17 protein-coding genes are annotated in these 23,583 nt (G+C 57.5%); 4 read left to right on the top strand and 13 right to left on the bottom strand.

All coding sequences use genetic code 11. The features are described from left to right. Nucleotides 1-152: 152 nt before the first annotated feature. The 8 genes from SK51_RS10405 to SK51_RS10370 all read right to left on the bottom strand — a co-directional run bounded on the left by SK51_RS10405 (nucleotide 153) and on the right by SK51_RS10370 (nucleotide 14,044). Nucleotides 153-1,319, bottom strand: coding sequence for a dual-specificity RNA methyltransferase RlmN (locus SK51_RS10405; RefSeq protein WP_003860623.1), 1,167 nt, complete (start codon nucleotides 1,317-1,319; stop codon nucleotides 153-155). Between the two features lie 147 nt (nucleotides 1,320-1,466). Beyond that, nucleotides 1,467-1,898 carry a nucleoside-diphosphate kinase gene (ndk, locus tag SK51_RS10400; protein ID WP_003860625.1) on the bottom strand — a complete coding sequence of 144 codons (432 nt, stop codon included), beginning with the start codon at nucleotides 1,896-1,898 and terminating at the stop codon, nucleotides 1,467-1,469. 124 nt (nucleotides 1,899-2,022) lie between these two features. Then, nucleotides 2,023-2,898: a 4Fe-4S binding protein gene (locus SK51_RS10395; RefSeq protein WP_023306699.1), complete on the bottom strand. Its 876-nt coding sequence runs from the start codon at nucleotides 2,896-2,898 to the stop codon at nucleotides 2,023-2,025. Beyond that, nucleotides 2,898-3,677 (bottom strand): dimethyl sulfoxide reductase anchor subunit family protein, encoded by a 780-nt coding sequence (locus tag SK51_RS10390; RefSeq protein WP_023306700.1) that lies wholly within the window; start codon nucleotides 3,675-3,677, stop codon nucleotides 2,898-2,900. The genes SK51_RS10395 and SK51_RS10390 overlap by 1 nt, the downstream gene beginning before the upstream one ends. Continuing rightward, complete coding sequence (locus SK51_RS10385; protein WP_022649006.1) at nucleotides 3,670-4,299, bottom strand: DMSO/selenate family reductase complex B subunit; 630 nt, start codon at nucleotides 4,297-4,299, stop codon at nucleotides 3,670-3,672. The genes SK51_RS10390 and SK51_RS10385 overlap by 8 nt, the downstream gene beginning before the upstream one ends. Beyond that, complete coding sequence (locus tag SK51_RS10380; RefSeq protein WP_023306701.1) at nucleotides 4,296-6,674, bottom strand: DMSO/selenate family reductase complex A subunit; 2,379 nt, start codon at nucleotides 6,672-6,674, stop codon at nucleotides 4,296-4,298. The genes SK51_RS10385 and SK51_RS10380 overlap by 4 nt, the downstream gene beginning before the upstream one ends. 88 nt (nucleotides 6,675-6,762) lie before the next feature. Next, on the bottom strand, nucleotides 6,763-9,090 hold the full coding sequence (gene pbpC, locus SK51_RS10375) for a peptidoglycan glycosyltransferase PbpC (protein WP_032676143.1): 2,328 nt from the start codon (nucleotides 9,088-9,090) through the stop codon (nucleotides 6,763-6,765). Between the two features lies 1 nt (nucleotide 9,091). Continuing rightward, nucleotides 9,092-14,044 carry an alpha-2-macroglobulin family protein gene (locus tag SK51_RS10370; RefSeq protein ID WP_023306703.1) on the bottom strand — a complete coding sequence of 1,651 codons (4,953 nt, stop codon included), beginning with the start codon at nucleotides 14,042-14,044 and terminating at the stop codon, nucleotides 9,092-9,094. Between the two features lie 286 nt (nucleotides 14,045-14,330). On the opposite strand from SK51_RS10370, the gene SK51_RS10365 reads away from it, so the two are divergent. The 4 genes from SK51_RS10365 (at nucleotide 14,331) to SK51_RS10350 (ending at nucleotide 18,960) form a co-directional block, all read left to right on the top strand. Further along, complete coding sequence (locus tag SK51_RS10365; protein WP_023306704.1) at nucleotides 14,331-15,875, top strand: PTS transporter subunit EIIC; 1,545 nt, start codon at nucleotides 14,331-14,333, stop codon at nucleotides 15,873-15,875. A gap of 12 nt (nucleotides 15,876-15,887) precedes the next feature. Beyond that, entirely contained in the window at nucleotides 15,888-17,255 is a 1,368-nt protein-coding gene (locus tag SK51_RS10360; RefSeq protein ID WP_023300715.1) for a 6-phospho-alpha-glucosidase, read from the top strand. An 89-nt stretch (nucleotides 17,256-17,344) separates the two neighbouring features. Then, entirely contained in the window at nucleotides 17,345-18,190 is an 846-nt protein-coding gene (gene sseA, locus SK51_RS10355; RefSeq protein ID WP_023306705.1) for a 3-mercaptopyruvate sulfurtransferase, read from the top strand. After that, a complete protein-coding gene (locus tag SK51_RS10350; protein WP_023306706.1) occupies nucleotides 18,190-18,960 on the top strand; it encodes a MurR/RpiR family transcriptional regulator in 771 nt (256 codons plus the stop codon). Before sseA ends, SK51_RS10350 begins: the two co-directional genes overlap by 1 nt. Before the next feature lie 17 nt (nucleotides 18,961-18,977). Here SK51_RS10350 and sseB read toward each other — a convergent pair whose 3' ends face one another. From sseB to hscA, 5 genes are all read right to left on the bottom strand, one after another. Beyond that, on the bottom strand, nucleotides 18,978-19,754 hold the full coding sequence (sseB, locus tag SK51_RS10345; protein ID WP_023306707.1) for an enhanced serine sensitivity protein SseB: 777 nt from the start codon (nucleotides 19,752-19,754) through the stop codon (nucleotides 18,978-18,980). 96 nt (nucleotides 19,755-19,850) lie between these two features. Continuing rightward, entirely contained in the window at nucleotides 19,851-21,137 is a 1,287-nt protein-coding gene (pepB, locus tag SK51_RS10340) for an aminopeptidase PepB (protein WP_023306708.1), read from the bottom strand. A gap of 53 nt (nucleotides 21,138-21,190) precedes the next feature. Continuing rightward, on the bottom strand, nucleotides 21,191-21,391 hold the full coding sequence (iscX, locus tag SK51_RS10335; protein WP_003860650.1) for a Fe-S cluster assembly protein IscX: 201 nt from the start codon (nucleotides 21,389-21,391) through the stop codon (nucleotides 21,191-21,193). 1 nt (nucleotide 21,392) lies between these two features. Beyond that, entirely contained in the window at nucleotides 21,393-21,728 is a 336-nt protein-coding gene (fdx, locus tag SK51_RS10330) for an ISC system 2Fe-2S type ferredoxin (protein WP_003860652.1), read from the bottom strand. Between the two features lies 1 nt (nucleotide 21,729). Continuing rightward, on the bottom strand, nucleotides 21,730-23,580 hold the full coding sequence (gene hscA, locus SK51_RS10325; RefSeq protein WP_023306709.1) for a Fe-S protein assembly chaperone HscA: 1,851 nt from the start codon (nucleotides 23,578-23,580) through the stop codon (nucleotides 21,730-21,732). Between the last annotated feature and the right edge of the window lie 3 nt (nucleotides 23,581-23,583).

Below are 23,583 nucleotides of genomic sequence, written 5' to 3'. Positions count from 1 at the left end.
GCCTTCACGCTAAACTGTTGTTACGTCGTTACATACTGCCCGAAAGTCGTATGAAACGCACCGTAATTATTAATCAGTCATAAGGATTGTGACTGAATATTCAGTAAATTAATGCTTCACGGCGCAAAAAACGCGCCGTGTCTGCATAATAATCAAACGGTTTTGACCGCGATTGACTCACCCTGCATGCGCTTACGCAGCGTACGTTTGGTACGGTCAATAACGTCACCCGCCAGCTGACCACAGGCTGCGTCGATATCATCGCCACGCGTTTTACGTACGATGGTGGTGAAACCATACTCCATCAGCACTTTTGAGAAGCGATCGATACGGCTGTTCGAGCTACGGCCATACGGCGCGCCCGGGAACGGGTTCCATGGGATCAGGTTGATCTTACATGGCGTATCTTTCAGCAGTTCAGCCAGCTCATGTGCATGCTCGGTACCGTCGTTAACATGATCCAGCATCACGTATTCAATGGTCACGCGGCCCTGGTTAGCATTGGATTTCTCCAGGTAACGGCGCACGCCAGCCAGGAAAGTTTCGATATTGTACTTTTTGTTGATCGGCACAATTTCGTCACGGATGGCGTCGTTTGGCGCGTGAAGGGAGATGGCCAGCGCAACGTCAATCATATCGCCCAGTTTGTCCAGCGCAGGCACCACGCCGGAAGTAGAGAGCGTAACGCGGCGCTTGGACAGACCAAAACCGAAATCGTCGAGCATAATTTCCATCGCCGGAACGACGTTGGTCAGGTTGAGCAGCGGTTCACCCATCCCCATCATCACCACGTTGGTGATTGGACGTGTACCGGTGACTTTCGCTGCACCCACGATTTTCGCAGCACGCCAGACCTGGCCGATAATTTCCGATACGCGCAGGTTACGGTTAAAGCCCTGCTGCGCCGTAGAGCAGAATTTGCACTCCAGCGCACAGCCCACCTGAGAAGAGACGCACAGCGTGGCGCGATCGTCTTCCGGGATATACACGGTTTCAACACGCTGATCGCCAACGGCAATGGCCCACTTGATAGTGCCATCTGAAGAGCGCTGCTCTTCCACCACTTCCGGTGCGCGGATTTCCGCCACTTCTTTAAGCTTATTGCGCAGCACTTTGTTGATGTCCGTCATGTCATCAAAGTTGTCGCTGCAATAGTGGTACATCCATTTCATGACCTGATCGGCACGAAACGGCTTCTCGCCCATCTCTTTAAAGAACTCGCGCATCTGCTGACGGTTCAGGTCCAGCAGGTTAATTTTTCCATTTTTATTGGGAACCGCAGGAATGGCGACTTCGGAGGTATTCACTAATTCAGACATAATTTTTTCCGGCCTCGTTGTTACACGTTGTGGCCCTTGGTGGGTTGAAAAGAAACGCCCCGGTAAGCAGTCTGCTCGTCCGGGGCGTTGCATTGTACAAAGTCTGGCGCAGGGATGCCACGTTTGCACGCGGCATTTACGAAATTATTAGCGAGTGCGCGGGCACACTTCGCCTTCTGCAAAGAAGAACGCGATTTCGCGCGCAGCAGATTCAACAGAGTCGGAACCGTGGGTGCCGTTCTCGGTGAAGCTGTCTGCGTAGTCAGCGCGCAGAGTACCTGCCAGCGCGTTGTCCGGGTTGGTTGCACCCAGCAGATCGCGGTGACGCTGTACCGCGTTTTCGCCTTCCAGTACGGATACCACGATTGGGCCAGAAGTCATGAACTCGACCAGACCGTCAAAGAATGGGCGACCTTCGTGCTCAGCGTAGAAACCGCGAGCCTGTTCAACGGTCAGGTGCAGCATTTTGGTGCCAACGATCTTAAACCCTGCTGATTCAAAGCGAGCGAAGATGCTGCCAATAACGTTTTTTGCCACCGCGTTTGGTTTGATGATGGAAAAAGTACGTTCAATAGCCATTGATAACCTCTGTAAAATGTTCTGTTGTTTTTGCATACCTGAGTATGGTGTGGCGCGGATTATAAAGAGCAATAGCGCCATTGCCTATGGTTATGCATAACATTTTTTTAAAATGAGACGAAGATTAGCAACAGCTCGTATTTCGCATGCCGTACTGATGGTGAAAACAGAGCGGACACTGCTTTTCATCAGAACTAAATGACCAGAAATGACGGTGGCACGTCAAACAAACGGCTTCATATGCCGGTATGGTCACGCTTTTCGCTGTCCCGTCTGTTTGCGTCACGTTTATCGCCGCATGCTGGCATACCGCTTCGCAGCCGCCACACCCCGTACAGCGTCCGGTTTCCACGACCAGTTCAGCGTTCTCAAACCGAATCGCGTTTTCCGTACAACTCCGCCAGCACGCGCCGCAGAGTACGCAGGATTCGGTATCGAGAGTTATCTCTGCCTCGCTAAATGCAGAAAACGCCCTGCGCAGCTCACGCTGACCGGGCACGACGCAACAGACCCGGACATCCTCACGGGGAACGTGCATCAGCGCACGCCGGGCGGTATTTACCTCGTTGACGGGTATATGTTTAAACGCCCACGCTGCTTCACCACGTCGACGAAGCGCCAGATTCAGCCGGGCAATCGCCAGCAACCATTCAGGATTCTGCTCCGCGTCGATACTGATAAAACGAACGTGGTGCTGCGCGTGCCACAGCAGAAGCTCATTCACCCCTGGCGCACGGTCAGTAAAAGGCCCAACAAGCGTATCGCCACACAGAAAACGTTTTCGCGGCGTGATGCCGGTGATGGCTTCAGCGGGGCAGACAAACAGGCAGTCACTGCATTCAATACAGCGGCTGTCATCAACCGAGACGCCGGTGTCGGTAAAAGAAAAAGCCTGCACGGGACAGACGTCCGCGCAGGCGCAGCAGGAAGAGTGGCGAAAACGGCGACGGACGCACGCATGCGTCACGTCCATCGCCGGGGCAAAGGTTAATCCGCCCATCAGCCAATACTGAAGAAAACAAAGCGCAGCATCAGCTCACCCACAATCAGCAAGGCGCTGCCCAACAGCATTGTGCCTCGCGCCGCTTTTAAGCCGCCCGCAGCAAAGCACACCATACCCGCAACGGAAACGCACCAGCTCAGCAGATGCACGGTTCGCAGTTGCTCCAGCATTTGTAACGGTGCGTGTGGGAACGTCACAACGGTGTTGTCCATAGCCGTAATATCTGCCAGCCAGACGGGCTGCATCACCAGACGTGCAATCACCAGCAGCGTGATAATGACAATCGCCGTTCGCACGCGAGTCTGGGAACGTGCCCCAACGGCCATGCAGGCTGAACCGATAATTCCCACCGAACCGATAAACAGCACCAGGGTATTAATGTGATGCCACGTCACCACGGATGCATGCATGTAGATCTGCGCCATGCAGAACACATCCACCAGCCCGACAAGACCTGCCACAACCAACAGCGGCTTCCAGCCTGGTTTTTTGACAAACATCAGCAGCGTTGCGAGGCCAAGTGCCGCAAGATAAAGACTGGCAAAGATAATCTCACGGCTCAGCCAGGAGCTGGATACGTGACGCAGCGCGTTGAACGCATTAAGTGGATAGCCCATGTGCAACGCGGAGGCGAGCAGACCGAGGCTGGCCAGCACAAACGCTCCGGCAGCCGGCAGCAGCGCGCTGCGTTGCGTGCTTCCGAAGGCCAGCCACAGCGTAACGCCAACCGATCCTTGCAGGAACAGCGTAAAAATCAGCAGCGGTAACTCATGCATGACGTTTCCCCTCTTTCTCTGCGCCCTGATGCGCTTTGATCACCAGGTTCGGTTTGGTGATGGAGGAATCAGGCAAGCCTTTCACATCACAGACCGCACCATACTTCGCCCGCAGTTCATCAATCGGCCCGAATTTAATCGCTTCGAGTGGACAGGTTGCCACACAGACAGGCTGTTCCCCCTTCGCCTGTAGATCCACGCAGAAATCACATTTGGACATCTGCCCGGTCTGCTCGTTGAGCTGTGGCGCGCCGTAAGGGCATGACCACGCGCAGTAGCCGCAGCCGACGCACTTATCAGTATCTACGCGCACAATACCGTCCCCCGGACGCTTATGCATCGCAGTGGTCGGACAGTTTTTGGTGCAGATTGGGTCGGCACAGTGGTTACAGGAGATAGAGAGCGTGTAGGCAAAAACGTTATTGCTGACGCCACCCTGCCCGGTCGGGATAAAGCTCCCGCCATTAACTTCGTACACGCGACGGAAACGACGTCCGACCTCAAGGTTGTTTTTATCTTTGCACGCTACCTGACATGCTTTGCAGCCCGAGCAGCGAGAAGAGTCGATATAAAAACCCAGCTGTTTGTCGCTTACCGGTGCGTAATGTTTAAACTGACTCATGCTTTAGCTACCTCCACCAGCATGGTTTGATGGGAATTCCCTTTCGCAAGCGCGGTAATACGTGCGGAACTGAGCACGTTCGCGCAGCCGCCCTTATCAATACCCTGCTCGTCCGGCTGCCACCAGGCACCTGCCTGCATGGCCACAACGCCTGGAATGATGCGCGGCGTGACCTCCGCCGGGATCTCGCAAATGCCGCGCGCGTTATGAATACGCACGGTATCTCCCTGCGCAATGCCGCGATTTTGCGCATCCTGCGGGTTGATCCACAGCTTTTGCTGCTGCGCCTCAATTAACCACGGGTTGGCGTACTGGGTGGAGTTAGCGCGGTTTTTTCCTTTCCATGTAATCAGCTGGAGCGGGAAGCGTTTCGCCAGCGCGTCTTCCGGCCCTTCATGGGCAGGCACGTAGTGCGACAGCGCCGGAATTTCCGGGTGATGCATGTCGTACAGACGCTTCGAGAAGATCTCAATTTTTCCGGACGGCGTCGGAAACGGATGATTCTGCGGATCGCGAATGTTGTCTTCAAAGGCGACGAACGGCGCGCTTTTGAAAAGGTGCTGACGCGTCTTCTGTAGCGTCGCGAAGTCCGGCAGGTTTTCGTCAGGCATGGAAAGACGCGTCTGCTCCCAGATGTGCTCAATCCACGCTTTTTCGTCACGCCCTTCACTGAACGCGGGTTCGACGCCAAGCTTAGCGGCGACCTCCCGCAGCCAGTCGTAGTCTGAACGGCGTTCAAATTCAGGTTCAATGAGCTTTTCTGACAGGATCAGATAGCTTGCCGTGCCCCAGGTTTCGCCGATATTCCAGCGTTCCATAAAGCTGGTTTCCGGCAAAAGAAGGTCGGCGTATCGGGCGCTCGGCGTCATAAACAGATCGCTTGCGACGATAAACTCGATTTTCGACTCGTCTTCCAGGACACGGGTTGCCTGATGAAGATCCGGGTTCTGGTTAGCCAGATAATTTCCCGCCAGCGAGAACAGGATGCGGATATTGCTGTCCAGCTTTTCGGCATCCTTCAGGCCGACGTCCGCGGTGACCTGAGAGGCATCGTCGGCGGCCTGCACCCAGTTCATCACCGATATTTTGGCTTTGACCGGGTTGTCCGGCATTTCTGGTCCGGCGGCAAATTTCCGGTTTGCGCAGCCGCCATAGCCTGCTGCCCAACCGCCTTTCACCCCGACGTTACCCGTGAGCGTAGCCAGCAACGTCGAGCCGCGCGCGGTGCGCTCGCCGCAGTTATGACGCTGCGGTCCCCAGCCCTGGATCAGCGCAGCGGGTTTGGTGGTTGCGTAGTCGCGCGCCAGTTGCCGAATTGTTTGTGCAGGCACGTGAGTGATTTTCTCTGCCCACTCGGGCGTTTTCGCCACGCCATCTTTTGCGCCGCTCAGGTAAGCCATCAGGGATTCATTGGCCGGAACGCCTTCTGGCATAGTGTCTTCGTCAAAGCCCAGGGTGTAGCGCTGAATAAAGTCGCGATCGTGCAGGTTCTCCGTGACGATCACATACATCATCGCGTCCATCAGGGCGTTGTCCGTGGTGGGAAGCAGCGGGATCCACTGATCGGCCAGGGAGGAAACCGTATCGGAATAGCGAGGGTCGACAACAATAAAGCGAGTGCCGTTTTGCTTCATCTTCTGGTAGAAGTGGTTGCTGTGACCAAAGATCGTTTCCGTCGGGTTATGTCCCCAGAGGATGACCAGTTTGGTGTCCAGCAGCGTGTCAAGAGAACTGCCGCTGGCAGCGGTGCCATAGGTATACGGCGTTGCTGCCGCCGTGTTACCCATACTGACCGAGTGATAGCTTTCGAGATAGCCGCCGGTTAAGTTGAGCAGACGACGAACCATTTTATCGCCGGAAAAAGTCCCGCCGGACACAGCGGTGCCCACATGAACATAGCGTGAAGCCGCACCGTATTTTTGCGTAATAGTTTTTAATTGATTCGCAATAAGGGTGGTGGCTTCATCCCAGGTAATACGCTCGAATTTTCCTTCGCCACGTTTCCCTACACGTTTCATTGGGTATTTCAGTCGATCGGGATGGTAAACAAATTTCCGATAAGCCCGGCCACGCACGCAGGCGCGCATTACGGGCATTTGCGGATCCAACGCGTTATCCGGACGCGTAGAAATTCGGGTCACAACGCCCTCACTGACGTGAGCACGAATATCACACTTGCCGCCGCAGTCAAACGTACTACAGGTTTGCACTACTTTTTCTTCAGGCGTAGTGTCTGAAACCGCCGCGCCCTGTGCCTGTACTTTGCCGGTTTTGACGACAAAAGGCAGAGCGGCGAGCGCCGATCCTGCCTGAATAAACTGACGCCGGGATATGGCGGGAATAGTCCCCTCTCCCTGATGTTTATTTTTTTCCATTGCTCGTTCCTTAAAATAAAAACGCATTCTCGTTTTTTTTCAGGAACGGATATTGATAATTATCAAGCTAACTCTTGAGGAGTAACACTTAGCGATCTAACTCAAAATTGACAGTCGCCGTTTGTCCTGTTTCATCTAATACAACTAACTGATATTTACCCGACAAATATAATTGCAGTGAATAATTCTTCTGATGTCCGTCCAGCGGTTCGCCATTCAAAAACCACCATCGTTGCCCCTCCCCGCCGCTGGTTGAAACGAACAGGGTCATGTTTTTCTCACCCGGAAGACGTTTAATTACCGCCCCTTCTCTGACGCCTGACAACATCAGCGGCGCCGCATTATGGTTATTCAGCGGAGGGCAAATCGCTGAACGGGCGGGGAGACGAGCAGCCCGTTTTTCGGCAGCAGGCAGCCAGGGCTCCAGCGGCAGCGGCCAGACATCCAGCACTTTTTCTGTCGCATCAGGACAATCCGCTGCGACGCGTTTGCCTTCTTTATCCAGCCAGACCGGGAAACGGATCCCGCGAATACCCTCTTGTTCCGGCAGCAGCAGCGTAGGCGGTTCACTGCCTTCCAGCAGCCAGGTTGACAGCCGACGCCGACAGTTTTCGTTCCCTTCAGGCAGGGACTGGCCCCCCGGCCAGCAAATCACGCCCCGTCCTACGCTTGCAGGACGCGGATCGCGCGGCAGACGGGCTTCATCCACCATCGAGCGGGACTGAAGCATGTTATTGACCTGATGCAGGAGCGGAACTGCGCTGGCGAAACCAAACTGCCCGGCAACGGGCGTGCCGTCCGGACGTCCGGTCCAGATTCCAATGACATACCGGGCGTTCAGCCCGATGGCCCAGGCATCCCGGTAGCCGTAACTGGTGCCCGTTTTCCACGCCAGCGGCGCAACCTGGGGCAGCGCACTGTCCGGCAGGGGCTGTGCTTCACTGGCGAGAATGCGACGAATGATCCACGCCGCCCCCTGCGACAGCAGCGGACGTTCGATCAGCGGATCTCCCGGCTGTAAACGCAACCGGCCCGCCTGCCCCTGCCGCGCAAAGGCACTGTAGGCGGCAGCGATATCAGCCAGGCGTGCCCCAGCGCCACCCAGGATCAGGGAGAGGTTGGGCTGCGCACCCGCGGGGAGTATGAGCGGTAATCCCGCGTTGCTCAGCATGCCTGCAAAACGTTTTGGGCCGTACGCTTCCAGTACCTGCACCGCAGGCAGGTTGAGGGAACGCACCAGGGCTTCGCTCATGCTGACCGGCCCATGGAAACCGCTGTCAAAGTTGCCGGGGCGATAATCCCCCGTTTTTCTTGGAACATCCTGTAATAACGAAGCGGGATGGATCAGGCCATCGTCCAGCGCCATGCCATAGATGAATGGCTTGAGGACCGATCCCGGTGATCGGATCGCATTGACCATATCCACGTGACTAAAGCGACTGTCATCATTGATATCTACCGAGCCTACCCAGCCACGCACTTTCATGGATGTATGATCCACGACGATCATCGCCAGTGAACTGCGGGCAGGCAGGCGCGATTTCCAGTTCATTGCCAGCTCTTCAAGCTGTCGTTGCAAAGCTGCATCCAGCGTGGTGACTATTTTTGTGTCGCGGCTTTTACTCAACATCATGCGGGAAAAGAGCGGCGCCAGCTGCGGCATCTGCCGGGGGGCCAGCCAGACCGGCTCTTCACGGGACTCTTTCACCTGCTTCTCAGACCAGACGCCCTGAGTCAGCATGCGGTCGAGCACTTTGTTCCGCGCCGCTTCGGCACGTTCCGGCCAGCGGTCGGGGCGCAGACGGCTGGGTGCCTGTGGCAGTACAGCCAGCAGCGCCGCGTCGGAATAGCTCAGCTGAGACGGCGGTTTGCCAAGATAAGTCCAGCTTGCCGCGCCCACGCCCTGCAACGTGCCGCCAAACGGGGCACGGTTGAGATACAGCGTCAGGATTTCACGCTTGGAGAGATGCCACTCCAGCTGCATCGCCCGCCACAGCTGACGAATTTTACCGCCAAAGGTACGCGGATGCGGATCCAGCAGGCGTGCCACCTGCATGGTAAGCGTGCTCCCGCCAGAAACCACTCTCCCGGCGGTGAGATCCTGCCAGGCGGCACGCAGTACAGAAAGCGGATTGACGCCAGGGTGATCCCAGAACCAGCGATCTTCATACTGGATCAGCGCCTCAAGATAGCGTGGGGAAACCTCTTCAATGGTAACCGGATAGCGCCAGATGCCTTCGCTGTCGGCAAAACGCCACAACGGAACACCCTGCTCATCCACGACCACTCGCGCAGGGTTGACCTCTTTCAGGGGCAACGGCCACACGCGGTCAGCGGCGACAATCAGCCCCCCTGAAAAGAGAAGCGCTCCCGCAAGCCACAGCCAGCGGGAGCGAATCAGGCGTGCTATCCGCATCTTACGGAACAACGATCAGCGGGCCACTGGCCGACCCCGTTGCCCGCCACTGCGGAACGTACATGGACTCGACCATCGGAACAGGCACCTGATAGGTTCCCGGCGTAACGGCACGGGCCAGGTAAACCAGCGTGACCGGCTGACCTTCATTGACCGGCACGGCGGCCACAAAGCGATCGTCCCGGAATTCCATGTGCTGAATATCAGACTGTTGCATCTGATTCAGCAGGTTTTGCACTTCACTGCCGCTGTCCTGCAAGCTGGCGCTGCTGCTCGCCAGATTCTGGTTTTCCAGCTCCAGACCTGCCGGGAGCAGATCCACCACCAGCGCATCCGGTACGTTCTGGCTGGCCTTCACTTCCAGCCACACCAGAACCAGCTCACCGCTCTTAAGTGAAGAGAGCGACTTGCTGCTGCCGTCTGTCGCCAGGATATGACGTTCAATCTGCAAGACGTGAGAAGATGGCTGGGGCGCATACTCCGGATAGCCAGTAGTGTCCAGTCGTACCCACAGCGGCGTCGTGCCGGTATTCGTCACCTGCAAGGCACCAGGCTGGTCGCCGTTCAGGTTTTCTACCTGCGCTTTATCACTGCTCTGGGTCTGTTCAGAGAGGGTGGTCGTTGCCTGCCACGCGCCTGACAAGGTTTGCAGTGAACGTCCAGCCAGGAACAGCGCATTGCTCTCCTGGGTTGACAGCCAGCGCTGGCTGAACGCGTCTTCAGATAACGCGTTCAACAGCCTGTTTTGCGCATCCGGCAGCAGCTTGTTCTCTTCCAGCAGGAAGAGCATCAGGGCATTATCACGCAGCTGGCTGCCGTAATCCGCCATCCAGTTTCGGCTGTCGTTACGGGGAGTTTTGAGAGCCAGATCCAGCGCCTGCTGGCTGCGCGGTGTATCCCCCATCAGTTTGAGTGCCATGCCCAGCTGCATCAACGGAAGCCCGGAAGCGGCCTGAGCGTGACGCTCCCAGATTTCACGCAGTGCACCGAGCGGCGCTTTTTGCTGACGAGCCAGCACCAGCGAAGCATACGCCTGGACAGCAAATTTGCTGGCCTGGGTGTCGTCGCTGTAGCGGATGGACATCATCCCCGGATCCTGTAAATAGCGCAGCAGTCGGCTGTTGGCGTTATTCACCGCCTCGGCAGGCACGCTGTAACCCTGCTCCCCTGCCCGCACCAGGAAGTCCGTAACATAGGCGGTCAGCCAGTACTCTTCCGGGCCGTTTTTATCCCACAAGGCAAAACCGCCATCGTCACGCTGCATTTGCAGCAGACGGGAGATGCCGATATCAATGGCCGCACGGCGTTTATCGTCGGTGTCGCCTTTAATGCCCAACGCCGTAAGCTGTGCCGCGTTGGTGTAGAGGGACGGGAACAGGCCGCTGGTGGTCTGCTCAAGACATCCGTATGGATAGGCCTGAAGTTCACGAATGTAGCGCGCCAGGTTCAAAGGTGGTTTACCGCTGAGCAACAGCTGTCCCTGTAGCGTGGCAGGCGAGAAACCGTCGATATGCTGTGCTGGCGCGCTCCAGGATTCGCCAGGGTTCAGCATCGTGCCCGTATTCACCGTTTGCGCCGGGAATGCGGGGCGTACACCAATTTTCCAGCTCTTATGCTGCGGCGCAAACGTCTCACCAGGGAGCTGAAGCCCCGTCACCTGAGCAGTTACTTCACCATCGCCATAGCCTTCCAGCGCGCGCACCGGAATAAACAGAGTGCTACGAGCGCCAGGCGGCAGCTTAACCGGCTCTGGCTGAGCACCTTCGAGCGACACCTTACCGGTTGCGGTTAACGCAATGTTCAGCGTTTGCGGCTGGTCAGTAAGGTTGGTCAGGTCCAGCGTCAGGCGAGAGGTATCGCCACTTGCGAGGAATCGCGGCGTGTTAAGCTCGGTGATAATCGGAGCCGCCACAATGATTTTGCTTTCGCTGCTGCCGAAATCGTCTTCCGTCCAGGCCTGCGCCATCAGACGCAGTTCGCCGTTAAAATCGCCAATCGGCAGCGTGATGGTGCCTTCACCGTTGGCATCAAGCGTAACCGGCTGCGCCTGCTGAGCAATAATGGTGACATGGTTCACCGGTGGCTTACCGCCGCGTTTCAGTTCATCGCCGTCTCCGCCAAAGCGCAGTGCGGCAAGACGTCCCTGACCTTCAATCACCTGGCCGTAAACATCATAGATGTCCGCGCCATAGCGCTTCTGACCGAAGAAGGCTTCCCACGGATCCGGCGTGACGTAGTCGGTAATGTTCAGCACGCCGCTATCAACAGCCGAGACCAGCACGTTCACCTTCTGTGGCACAGCCCCCTCTTTTACGCTGGCTTTCACTTTCACAGAAAGCGTCTGGTTCGGACGCATTTTTTGTGGGTTATCAAGTGCGATGCTCAGGCGACGATTTTCGTCCCCCATTGGCAGATGCAGCAGACCAACCGCGCGTTTTGGCGTGGCGGATTTAGATTTATCGCCAGGACGAACCACCAGCGTGCTGAGGTAGAGATCGTGACGTTTCCAGGCCTTATCCACCGGAATGGCGAGATCCAGACCGTTAACCGGTACGTCGATCTCTTTCCACCACAGTGGCCCTTCGCTGGATTCGATCATTGCATAGCCCTTGCCTGCGGCCGGCGCTGCAATATGCAGGTTGATGGTATCGCCTGGCTGATAGGATGGCTTGTCCAGTTTCAGCGTCACACGATCCGGGCGTGCAGCACCCGTGCCATCGCTGTTATCCTGCCAGCTGTACCCCGCCCAGAAGCGCACGCTGCTGACCATGCTATCAGGGGCTTTCACTTCCAGACGGTATGAGCCCCACTCCACCGGGAAGGTGACTTTACCGGTTTCATCGGCCTTGAGGTTAAGTTCCTGCTCGCCCTCAACCAGATCTTTTTGATCAAACTGAGACTGCCAGCCCTCGCTCTCGGACCAGTTCCAGAAGTAGTCGCGACGCTCGCGGACCAGACGCACCTGCAGACCAGATACCGCTTTTTTCGCCCCGCTGGCATCGGCATAGACGATGTCAAAGCTGGCGTTGCCGTTCTCATCAACAATCGGCTGGTTGACGGTGGTATCGGTGCGGTAGTCGTACACGGCCTTGCTGGCGAACTGTGGGCGGATCCCCGGAAGTTCAGCCGCAGGCCAGATAGCCTGCTCGGCGCGTCGCGTTACCGGACGCCCGCCTGATTCCAACAGGCTGGCCTGCAAAATCAGTTGCAGCGGCGAGTGCACCTCTTTCCACTGACTTTCGGTGGTAACCTGTCCGCGCCCCTGTTCGTCCAGCGTAAGCTGCACTTCATCCAGGCTGCGGCTCAGGTTCTCCTCGGCAATATCACCGAACTGGAAGCCAGGCAGTGCAGGCACCGCGTCACGCAGCGGACGCAGGAAAAGCTGGCCTTGCAGAGAATTACCGTTAGCCGGCGCGCCGTACAGGTAATAGCCCACAACGTTAAAGTCCACATCCTCCTGCGGGGAAACCGGCGTTTTTTGCCCGGTCAGATTCAGCGCCATACGCTCAGGCATAAAATCTTCGACGTGGAAATCCCACATGCGCTGCTGGTTATCCCCCGTATTCGCGCGAATATGCCACATGCCGGTCTGGGCGCCGCTATCAAGCGAATAGTTGAAGCGATAAAGGCCGTTCTCAGGTTGCACAACGACCGTACGCGCTACCTGGCCGTCCGGACGCAGCACGTCAAGTTTTACAGGCTGCTCGGGAAGCGGTTTGCCATCGCTGTCGCGAAGCAGGCCGTTAAGGATCACCGTTTCACCCGGACGATAGAGATCGCGCGGGCCAAACATAAAGAACTGTTTGCTGTAACCCGGGTTACCGGCGATATCAAACTCCGCCAGATCCAGTGCCGGAAGTTTGAGGTCAAGAAGCGTGGTCTGGCCATCTTTACTGGCCAGGATCAGCGCGGCTTCTTTATCGGTTTCCAGTTTCGCATGACCATCGGCGTCGCTGTTCGCCTCGGCCAGGGTCTGTCCTTTATCGTTCAGAAGGGTAATGGTCACGCCTGACTGCGCCGCACCGTTTTCAAGACTCTGGGTGAAGATGTCCAGGCGGTTATGATAACGGTGAGCGGACAGCCCAATATCACTTAAGGTAAAGAGCGTCGCGGCGTTACTGTAGTTATAGTGACCAGCCTGATTCATCACGGCGATATAGACGCCAGACTGCTGGAGCGGCTTAATATCTTTGAGCGGCAGGAGCAGTTTTTCACGCGTGTTGCGCGCCGGGTTGAGGTCGAAACGGCCGGTGTAGACCAGTTCCGCCATCTTCAGCAGGTTGTCAGATTCCCAGTTGGTCAGCGAGTTACGGTACTCCCACTGGCTGACAAACGAGGCCAGCGACTCCGGCTTAACGCGGTAGAAGTTCACGTCCACATTGTTGACGTTGAGCGCCATCACCGGCAACCCTTCCACCACTTTACCCGGCAGCAGCGATCCGCGGCTGGCGAATCCGACCGTCGGTTCAACATCCCGGGTGGTGATCGCTTTTTCATAGTCAATGCCGAATGTCGCTTTGTTCAGCGCCAGCAAATTACGCTCGACGGTGACGACCAGATTACGATTCGGCTCCAGATGGCGCAGGCGCAGCTCTTTCAGATTGGGGGCCAGTTCCCAGGCGCCGTCCACTTTGCCACTTTTTTTATCCACCACATGCACCGTTTTCGCAAAATCCTGGCTGGGATCCAGCGGTACAGAGAAGGTCAGAACCAGTGTCGCAGCACCGTCGAGTTGCACTTCAGAGGCATCCAGCAGCGTCAACGCCTTACCCTGACTCTGCGCGGCCAGCTTAGCCAGCTTTTCAGGATCCGGTTTTGCCGGGGTTTTCTGTTCTGATGTAGTAGACGCTGCGGGGGCAGCGGCCTGAGGTTTGTCATCGCTGTTATCACAGCCGACAAGCGTAAAGGTGGTGAGCAGCGCGAGAGAGATCGCAGCTAAGCGAAACGGTTTCATCCTATGTCCCTGGCCTGAGGAGCCTGTTGGTCGTCGTCCGGATAAGTATTATCCGCAAGTTTCGTTATTACAAAAAGTCCAATTTTATAATCTGGAAAGCGCCTCGCAGAATGGCATCGTACTCGTATGCGAGGGTGGAACCGCGATCACACAGCGTAACGTAACATGTTACCTTTCGCGTCATTTGTTTTTAAAACAAGAAGATAGCTGGATAAGCTCGCATCATGCCTGCTAGTTTTATGACCATGACGCACCCCGAGTGCGCGGTTCAATAAGAGAGAAAGCCATGAAACGAGCCGTGAACGCCCTACAAAATTTCGGAAAATCACTTTACGGACCTGTACTTATCTTACCTATCGTCGGTCTGTTTATCGCCTTTGGGAATGTGCTGGGTAACGGCAATCTGGCCGAGTACCTGCCGTTTCTCGGCCATCCGCTGATCCAGAGTGTCGGCCAGCTGATCGCCAAATCTGCCGTGTCGGTGCTGGTCAACCTGGCGCTGCTGTTTGCCGTCGGGATCCCCATTGGCCTGGCAACCCGAGACAAAGGCTACGCGGCGCTGATTGGGCTGGTGACTTTTATCGTGTTTATCAATGCCATGAACGTGACGTTACAGCTTCAGGGAGAACTGGCCCCTGCAGAGCAGATGAAAGCCGCCGGACAAAGCATGGTTCTGGGCGTCCAGGTGCTGGAGATGGGCGTTTTCGCCGGGATCCTGACCGGGGCGCTCTCCGGTTATCTGTACAACAAATATTCCGGTGTCCAGTTTAACGGCGCGATGGCGATATACTCCGGCCACTGCTTTGTCGCGATTGTGATGTTGCCAGTCTCTATGCTGCTCGGCGTGGTCATGAGCGAACTCTGGCCGTACGCACAGCATGGAATAAGCGCCCTGGCGCTGGCGATCAAAGGGTCCGGTCCGTTTGGGGTGGCGATCTACGGTTTCCTTGAACGCATTCTGGTGCCGACGGGCCTGCATCATCTGGTCTATACGCCGTTCCTGTATACCGAACTGGGCGGTACGCAGGAGGTGTGCGGTACGGCTTACCATGGCGCGCGCAATATCTACTTCGCCGAGATGGCCTGCCCGGACGTGAAGCAGCTCAGCAGCACCGTGGTGTGGGATGCTCGCGGCATCAGCAAGATGTTCGGCCTTCCCGCCGCCGCGCTGGCGATGTACATGACCGCGAAGCCAGAGCGTAAAGCGATTGCGAAAGCCATTCTGATCCCGGCGGCGCTGACCTCGCTGCTGGTCGGCGTAACCGAGCCGATCGAGTTCTCTTTCCTGTTTGTCGCCCCGCTGTTGTTCGTGGTGCATGCGGTGCTGACCGGCATTGGCATGATGCTGTTCACCCTGTTTGGCGTTCACGCCATCGGCGCCAACGGAATTATCGATTTTATCCTCTACAACCTGCCGCTCGGCACGGAAAAGTCCAACTGGCCCATGTACATCGTGGTCGGGCTGATCATGTTCGCTCTTTATTTCGTGGTGTTCCGCTTCCTGATCCTGCGTTTCAACATGAAAACGCCCGGTCGTGAAGATGACGATCGGGAGACGCGCCTCTACAGCAAACAGGAATACCAGGCGAAGGGAAATAATGACGGGCTGGGCGAATCGATCGTCGTCGGTCTGGGCGGTCGGGAAAACATTCAGGTGGTTGATAACTGCTACACCCGCTTACGCGTCACGGTGAAGGACGTCGCCATCATCGACGAACCGCGCCTGAAAGCGACCGGCGCGAAAGGGATTATCAAACAAGGTAACAACGTTCAGGTGGTCTACGGGCTGCATGTCAAAAAAATGCGAGAAGCCGTTGAGACGTTTCTCTGAAAGGAGCTAAAGATGTTAACACCCCCATTCATTCTGTCGATTGCCGGCGGCGGCAGCACCTACACGCCAGGTATAGTGAAAAGCCTGATGGTACGCCTGCACGATTTCCCCCTGGCAGAGATTCGCCTGTATGACATCGACGAGGCGCGCCAGAACACCATTGCGCCCGTGGTGGAAAAGGTCATTCGCGACCACAGCCAGAGCATCAAATTCACCGTCACCAGCGATCCGGAGGTGGCCTTCAGCGGCGCGCATTTTGTTTTTGCTCAGATGCGCGTCGGACAGTACAAAATGCGCGAGCAGGATGAAAAAATTCCGCTGCGCCACGGGGTGGTCGGCCAGGAAACCTGCGGACCCGGCGGGCTGGCATATGGCCTGCGTACGATCCTGCCGATGGTAGAGCTGATCGATAGGGTGGAACGCTACGCGCACGAAAAGGCGTGGATCGTGAACTACTCCAACCCGGCGGCGATCGTCGCTGAGGGCGTGCGTCGCCTGCGCCCCAACGCACGCGTGCTGAACATCTGCGATATGCCTGTCGCCGCGATGCGCAATATGGGCGCCATTCTGGGCGTGGACCGTCATAAACTGGAGGTGGACTATTTTGGCCTCAACCACTTCGGCTGGTTTACCCGCGTGCTGGTGGACGGCGAGGACAAGCTGCCGGAGCTGCGTAAACATATCGCGAAGTTTGGCCTGCTGACGGAAGACGCGGCCAAAACCGACCCGCAGCACTCGGATCCGTCATGGGTGAAAACCTGGCGCAACATCAAGCCGATTATGGATAACTTCCCGGAGTACCTGCCGAACCCGTATCTACAGTACTACCTGATGCCGAACCAGATTGTGGAGCATCAGAACCCGGACTATACCCGTGCCAACGAAGTGATGAACGGACGTGAGAAAAAGCTGTTTGCCGCCGCCGAAGAGTACCAGCGCAGCGGGATCTTACCGGACGCCTTCCACGTAGGTGTTCACGGCGAATTTATCGTCGATGTCGCCTGCTCGCTGGCATTCAACCTGCGCCAGCGTCACCTGGTGATGGTGGAAAACCGCGGGGCGATTACCAACCTGCCTTATGATGCGGTGGTGGAAGTGCCTGCCTATATTACCTCCGAAGGACCAGAGCCCGTCCGCGTGGGTCGGGTGCCGCTGTTCCACCAGACGCTCCTGCAACAGCAGCTCGCTTCTGAACAGCTGCTGGTGGAGGCAACCATCGAAGGCAGCTACGAGAAAGCGTTGCAGGCGTTTACCCTGAACCGCACCGTGCCGACCATGGAGCACGCGAAAGCGATTCTGGATGAGATGATCGAAGCCAACCGCGACTACTGGCCAGCGCTGCAAAAGGCATGGCAGGACGGTGAAGCGGTGAAAAAATAGGGGCTTGCTCGCGAGTTGAACGTGGTTAACTTGTCGGTGTCAGAAAAAACACCGACAATCCTTTTTTACGGAAAAGAATGGAGGCAACCATGTCCACCTCATATTTTGTCGCCGCCGACTGGCTGATTGAGCACGGCGACGACCCGGAAGTTCAGATTATCGACGCGCGCATGGCCCCTCCGGGCCAGGAGCATCGTGACGTTCCCGCTGAATATCACGCAGGGCACCTGCCTGGCGCGGTTTTTTTCGATATCGAAGCCCTCTCCGATCACACCTCTCCCCTGCCGCACATGCTGCCTCGTCCGGAAGCGTTTTCCGTGGCGATGCGCGAGCTCGGCATCAGCAAAGACAAACACCTCGTTGTTTACGATGAGGGTAACCTCTTCTCCGCCCCGCGGGCGTGGTGGATGCTGAAAAACTTCGGCGTGGAAAAAGTGTCGATTCTGGCGGGCGGGCTTGCGGGCTGGAAGCGCGACGAGCTGCCGCTTCAGCAGGGCGACGTGACGCTGCCGGAAGGCGAATTCGATGCCACGTTCGACGCACACGTGGTGAAACGCCTGACCGACGTGCTGGTCGTGAGCCACGAAAACACGGCGCAAATCGTCGATGCCCGTCCTGCTCCGCGCTTCAACGCTGAAGCGGATGAGCCGCGTCCGGGGCTGAAGCGCGGACATATCCCGGGGGCGCTGAACGTGCCGTGGGGCGATCTGGTGTTTGAAGGCGAGCTGAAAACCACCGATGAATTGCGTGCCATTTTTGAACGTCAGGGCGTGGATTTGCATCGTCCGGTTATTGCCAGCTGCGGCTCCGGCGTGACGGCCTGCGTGGTGATCCTGGCGCTGGCAACCCTTGGCGCAAATGACGTGATGCTGTATGACGGTGCCTGGAGTGAATGGGGTGCACGGGACGATCTGCCGGTAGAACCGGCTAAATAATGGATAACCGCCTGGCAACGCTGTTAACACGCGGGTCGTCACTGACCCGCGCGGAGTATCGCGTTCTCGCCCACCTCACTGAGCATCCGCTGCTGGTGGGCAATATCACGGTGCGCGAGCTGGCGCTGGCGACATTTGTCTCCACCGCGACGATTATGCGGCTGTGCCAGAAGCTGGGCTTCAGCGGCTTTAGCGAGTTTATCTGGCACTGCAAGCAGCTGCTTTCTGACACGCCGCATATCACCGTACAGTCTGCGCAACATGCAGAAATGCCCGCGCTTTTTGCCCGGTTTATTGCCAACTATCAGCAGACCTTCCAGTGGGTTACCCAGGACAAACGCCAGCAGTTTGCCAGCCTGCTGCGCCAGAAAGAGAGCTTCTTTCTCTACGGCGCCGGGTTTTCATATCTTTTTGCCGAGTACCTGACCAAGAAGTTGCAGGTGCTGGGAAAAACCGCGTTCATCTCCGGACCGGGGGACAGCCGGAATATTTTTCTCAGCAACGCCGCACGCTATCAGGTATTTATTGCCGTTTCGCGCAGCGGCGAAACGGAGCAGGTGCTGGATAAAGCGCGGATCGCCAAAAACGTCGGCATGACGATCGTCGCGTTTACCCGCGCGTCGGCCAATACGCTGGCAGGTATGGCCGACGTGCATTTTGCCCTCTATGACGAAGCGGTACATTTCGCCGCCGAAGCCGCAGGGGTGACGTCGTTTGAGTCGAATCTGGTGCTGCTGATGGATTTACTGTTGCTGGAAGCAACGGGGTGAAGGTCACCCCGCCGTAATCAGATAATGCGGTTGGTCTTGAGATCGCGCAGGAAGCCGCCCCAGCGACGCTCGTAGAATGGGGTGATGTGCTCGGTAATAAAGTGGCTGATGCCCTGCTCACCTTTCTTCACCTGACAGATATCAATCGGCTCATCGCCCGGGAGCGTGTCGGTCGCTACGCTTCCCGCCGCCTGGATGATCTCGTCAACATCGCCGTCGGCCTCAATTCCAATCAGCAGAACAGGCTTTTCGTCAGCGCTCTCTTTGATGGAGCAGAGGAACGCGCGTTTTACCGGCTTGATGGTTTTAAACAGCGTGGTCAGGGAGTCAATCATCTGCGCGGGCGGCTCGGCCACTTCAGACAGCAGCAGCGTTTCGCCCCCTTCCAGCACCTCCTGGGTGCTGAGCGGGTTGCCCTCGTCACCAATCAGATGGCTGATTTCACGCGGAGTGAACTCTTTCCCTGTCGGCAGTTTGGCGTTGAGGAACAGCGTCTGCCCCAGGGTCATTTCGAACAGCGTGCGCACCGGCATCACCACGAACGCCTGTTCGTCTTCTACCGCTTCCTGCAAGGCCTCGAGCGAGGTAAAGAACGGGATCACCGACGTGCCGTCGTCTTTCTCCCAGTGCAGCAGATCCAGGGCGCTGTCTTCGACAACCTGCTCCCCTTCTGCTGCGGTGCCCGGCACCCAGACGGTGGATTCCAGCAGCGTGCGGAAAAAGGCCGGACGGTGGGCGGGCTCGGTCGCCGCCTGCTCCAGCAGGGTTTCTAATTCGTTTTTGGTTTCTGACATAGTTTGGCTACTTCACAATTGCCCGGCGGCGCAACGCTTGCACGGGCCTACGGGTTTTGTAGGCCGGGTAAGCGTAGCGCCACCCGGCAAAAAAGATCACTCAGCCGTCAGCAGGTTCGCCACGGTACGCACACCCAGACCGGTTGCGCCTGCTGACCACTGCTCAACCGCCGCTTTACGGTAGGTTGCGGAGCAGTCAATGTGCAGCCAGCCTTCATGGTAGTTCTCAACGAAGTGAGACAGGAAGCCTGCTGCTGTGCTGGCTCCCGCCGGGTACGCCGCGCTCGCGGTGTTGTTCAGCTCGGCGAAGTTAGACGGCAGCTGGCTGCGGTGGAACTCGGCCAGCGGCAGACGCCAGAACGGCTCGTTTTCCGCCGCCGCGCTGGCCAGCAGGCGAGCGGCCAGCTTGTCGTCGAAGCTGAACAGCGCATGGTAATCGTTGCCAAGGGCAGTTTTCGCCGCGCCGGTCAGGGTCGCCATGTCGATAATCAGCTCCGGCTTCTGCGCAGAGGCGTCGATCAGGCCATCGGCCAGCACCAGACGGCCTTCGGCATCGGTGTTCATCACCTCAACATTTTTACCGTTGCGGTAGCGAATGATGTCGCCCAGCTTGAAGGCGTTGCCACTCACCATGTTATCCGCGCAGCACAGGTAGAGCTTCACGCGCTTGTTCAGACCACGGGTGATGGCGAACGCCAGCGCGCCGGTAATGGTCGCCGCGCCGCCCATGTCGGACTTCATGGAATCCATGAACGCGCTCTGCTTCAGGCTGTAACCGCCGGTATCGAAGGTGATACCTTTCCCGACCAGACAGGCAAAGACGGGCGCTTCTTTATCGCCGGTTGGGTTGTAATCCAGCGCCAGCAGGACCGGAGGACGCTCGGAGCCACGACCCACGGTGTGGATACCCATGTAATTTTGTTCGCGCAGGTCTTCACCTTTGGTGATGCGGTAGGACATCTTGTCGTCCGCCACGCCGCACAGCAGGTCAACCGCGCGCTGCGCCAGCTGCTCAGGCCCCAACTCTTCCGCCGGGGCGTTGATGGTGTCGCGCACCCAGTCGATAATTTTCAGGCGGCTTTCCAGCTCTTTCTGACCGGCTTCATCGAGGTTCGCCCACTCAATTTTACGGGTGCCTTTCGGCCCTTTGTAACCCGCCCAGAAAGCCCAGCTGCGGTCGGTGTCCCAGCCTTCGCCAGTCAGAGTGACATGCTTAATGCCCAGGCCGTCAATTTTACGCGCGGCGCGCTGGATCAGGCCCAAATCATCGTTACCCGTCAGGTGCAGGGTAATACCGTCGTTATTGATGCTCCAGGTGGCTTTCTCGCCCCAGCGTGCGTCGGCTGGCTGCGTGGAGAGCGTAATCTTCATCGCTTCGGTCATTTTATTTGTCCTTATTAGCAAACGGGCCGCCTGAAGGCAGCCCGTTAAGTGATTTACTCTGCTTCATCTAACCAGACTAACAGAATCGCCTCCAGAATTTTTTCATTGGATGCGTTTGGATCGTCGTCAAAATCCTCTAAATCGCAGATCCACTGATGCATGTCGGTGAATCGTACGGTCTTCGGATCGAGATCCGGGTTCGCGTCGTAGAGCGCTTCGCCGATTTCACGGCTGTCAGTCCACTTCAGTCCCATATTAATGCTCGCGTGCGTGGTTGATGGTGTAGCGTGGGAATTCCACGACCAGATCTTCATCGGTCACCGCGGCCTGGCAGCTTAAGCGGCTGTCTGGCTCCAGACCCCATGCTTTATCCAGCATGTCGTCTTCGTCTTCGGTGCTCTCGGCGAGAGAATCAAAACCTTCACGCACGATGCAGTGGCAGGTGGTGCAGGCACAGGATTTTTCACAGGCGTGTTCCACTTCGATACCTGCACGCAGGGCTACATCGAGAATGGTTTCACCGGTCTTCGCTTCCAGAACAGCGCCATCCGGACAGAGGTCCGCATGAGGCAAAATAACAATCTTTGGCATATTAAACCTCGTCCACGGACTGGCCTTTCAGCGCGACGCGGACAGATTTGTCCATGCGGCGAGCAGCGAAGTCCTGGGTTTGTTTATCAACGTTTTTAATGGCTTCTTCTATTGCGTCAGCGTCATTGCCTTCGGCCACGGCGCTTAAGCGCGCAGCAGCCTCGTCAATCACCTGGCGCTCAGCGGCGCTTAACAGCGCGGCATCGGCAGCAAGCGCGCCGTTCAGGCTTTCCAGCACGCGTGCGGCTTCCACTTTTTGTTCCGCCAGCATACGCGCCTTCACATCCTGCTCGGCGTAGCTCATTGAGTCCTGAATCATGGAGGCGATTTCGCCATCGGTCAGGCCGTAGGACGGCTTCACCTGAATGGACGATTCGACGCCGGTGGATTTTTCCATCGCCGTCACGCTCAGGAGACCGTCCGCATCCACCTGGAAGGTGACGCGAATATGCGCCCCGCCCGCCGGCAGCGCCGGAATTCCGCGCAGCGCAAAGCGCGCCAGAGAGCGGCAGTCCTGCACCAGCTCGCGCTCGCCCTGCATCACGTGGATGGACATCGCGGTCTGGCCGTCTTTGAAGGTGGTGAACTCCTGCGCGCGCGCCACCGGAATGGTGGTGTTACGGGGAATAACTTTCTCCACCAGGCCGCCCATGGTTTCTAAACCCAGAGACAGCGGGATGACGTCCAGCAGCAGCATTTCGCTGTCCGGCTTGTTGCCGACCAGGATATCGGCCTGGATAGCGGCACCCACGGCAACCACTTTGTCCGGGTCGATAGAGGTCAGCGGCGTGCGGCCAAAGAATTCCCCTACGCGCTCACGTACCAGCGGCACGCGGGTTGAGCCGCCAACCATGACCACTTCCAGCACCTCGTTAGCCTCAACACCCGCATCTTTCAATACGCGACGGCAGGCCAGTAGGGTACGCTTAACCAGAGGCGCAATCAGTTCGCTGAACTGGTCGCGGGTGATCTCACCCTGCCAGCCTGCGACGTTCACGCTGACGGACTGCGCATCGCTCAGGGCGATTTTGGCGTCGATGGCCGCATCCAGCAGTTCACGCTGGACGCGCGCATCGCTGCGATCGCTGATGCCCGCCTGCTCGCGGATGTAGTCCGCCAGCAGATGGTCGAAGTCATCGCCGCCGAGCGCGGAATCCCCGCCGGTGGCCAGCACTTCGAACACACCGCGGCTTAAGCGCAGGATAGAGATATCAAACGTCCCGCCGCCGAGATCGTAAACCGCAATCACCCCTTCCTGACCGGAATCGAGGCCGTAGGCAATGGCTGCCGCTGTCGGTTCGTTCAGCAGACGCAGCACGTGCAGGCCCGCCAGACGCGCGGCGTCTTTGGTGCCCTGACGCTGTGCATCGTCGAAGTAGGCCGGAACGGTGATTACCACGCCGTCCAGATCGCCACCGAGCGTCGCCGTCGCGCGCGCCGCCAGCGCTTTGAGGATGTCAGCAGAAACACGAATCGGGTTCAGCAGACCGGCAGATGTCGCAATCATCGGCAGGCCGTTTTCGCTGGCCTGTAACTGGTACGGCAGATGCGGATAACGGGTCTGGATATCCGCCAGCGAGCGGCCCATCATGCGCTTAACCGAGCTGATGGTGTTAGCCGGATCGCGCGCGGCATTGGCGCGGGCATCAAAGCCGACAGCGTGACCCTGCTGCTGGTAGTGGACCACGGAAGGCAGCAGATGGCGGCCCTGCTCGTCAGCCAGCGTTTCCGCCTGGCCGCTACGCACGGTCGCCACGAGAGAATTGGTGGTGCCCAGGTCAATACCGACCGCCAGACGACGCTGGTGCGGTGCGGCGCTTAAGCCTGGCTCACTAATTTGTAATAAGGCCATAAT

Origin of the sequence: Enterobacter sp. MGH85, assembly GCF_001037655.1 — a bacterium.
Taxonomy (GTDB): domain Bacteria; phylum Pseudomonadota; class Gammaproteobacteria; order Enterobacterales; family Enterobacteriaceae; genus Enterobacter; species Enterobacter intestinihominis.
Note: the sequence above shows the minus strand (reverse complement) of the source record. Positions and strands in the feature narration are given on the sequence as shown.

Coding starts and splice junctions, on each gene's coding strand:
- SK51_RS10405 (WP_003860623.1), bottom strand. CDS start 1,319: ATGTCTGAATTAGTGAATACCTCCGAAGTCGCCATTCCTGCGGTTCCC.
- ndk (WP_003860625.1), bottom strand. CDS start 1,898: ATGGCTATTGAACGTACTTTTTCCATCATCAAACCAAACGCGGTGGCA.
- SK51_RS10395 (WP_023306699.1), bottom strand. CDS start 2,898: ATGGGCGGATTAACCTTTGCCCCGGCGATGGACGTGACGCATGCGTGC.
- SK51_RS10390 (WP_023306700.1), bottom strand. CDS start 3,677: ATGCATGAGTTACCGCTGCTGATTTTTACGCTGTTCCTGCAAGGATCG.
- SK51_RS10385 (WP_022649006.1), bottom strand. CDS start 4,299: ATGAGTCAGTTTAAACATTACGCACCGGTAAGCGACAAACAGCTGGGT.
- SK51_RS10380 (WP_023306701.1), bottom strand. CDS start 6,674: ATGGAAAAAAATAAACATCAGGGAGAGGGGACTATTCCCGCCATATCC.
- pbpC (WP_032676143.1), bottom strand. CDS start 9,090: ATGCGGATAGCACGCCTGATTCGCTCCCGCTGGCTGTGGCTTGCGGGA.
- SK51_RS10370 (WP_023306703.1), bottom strand. CDS start 14,044: ATGAAACCGTTTCGCTTAGCTGCGATCTCTCTCGCGCTGCTCACCACC.
- SK51_RS10365 (WP_023306704.1), top strand. CDS start 14,331: ATGAAACGAGCCGTGAACGCCCTACAAAATTTCGGAAAATCACTTTAC.
- SK51_RS10360 (WP_023300715.1), top strand. CDS start 15,888: ATGTTAACACCCCCATTCATTCTGTCGATTGCCGGCGGCGGCAGCACC.
- sseA (WP_023306705.1), top strand. CDS start 17,345: ATGTCCACCTCATATTTTGTCGCCGCCGACTGGCTGATTGAGCACGGC.
- SK51_RS10350 (WP_023306706.1), top strand. CDS start 18,190: ATGGATAACCGCCTGGCAACGCTGTTAACACGCGGGTCGTCACTGACC.
- sseB (WP_023306707.1), bottom strand. CDS start 19,754: ATGTCAGAAACCAAAAACGAATTAGAAACCCTGCTGGAGCAGGCGGCG.
- pepB (WP_023306708.1), bottom strand. CDS start 21,137: ATGACCGAAGCGATGAAGATTACGCTCTCCACGCAGCCAGCCGACGCA.
- iscX (WP_003860650.1), bottom strand. CDS start 21,391: ATGGGACTGAAGTGGACTGACAGCCGTGAAATCGGCGAAGCGCTCTAC.
- fdx (WP_003860652.1), bottom strand. CDS start 21,728: ATGCCAAAGATTGTTATTTTGCCTCATGCGGACCTCTGTCCGGATGGC.
- hscA (WP_023306709.1), bottom strand. CDS start 23,580: ATGGCCTTATTACAAATTAGTGAGCCAGGCTTAAGCGCCGCACCGCAC.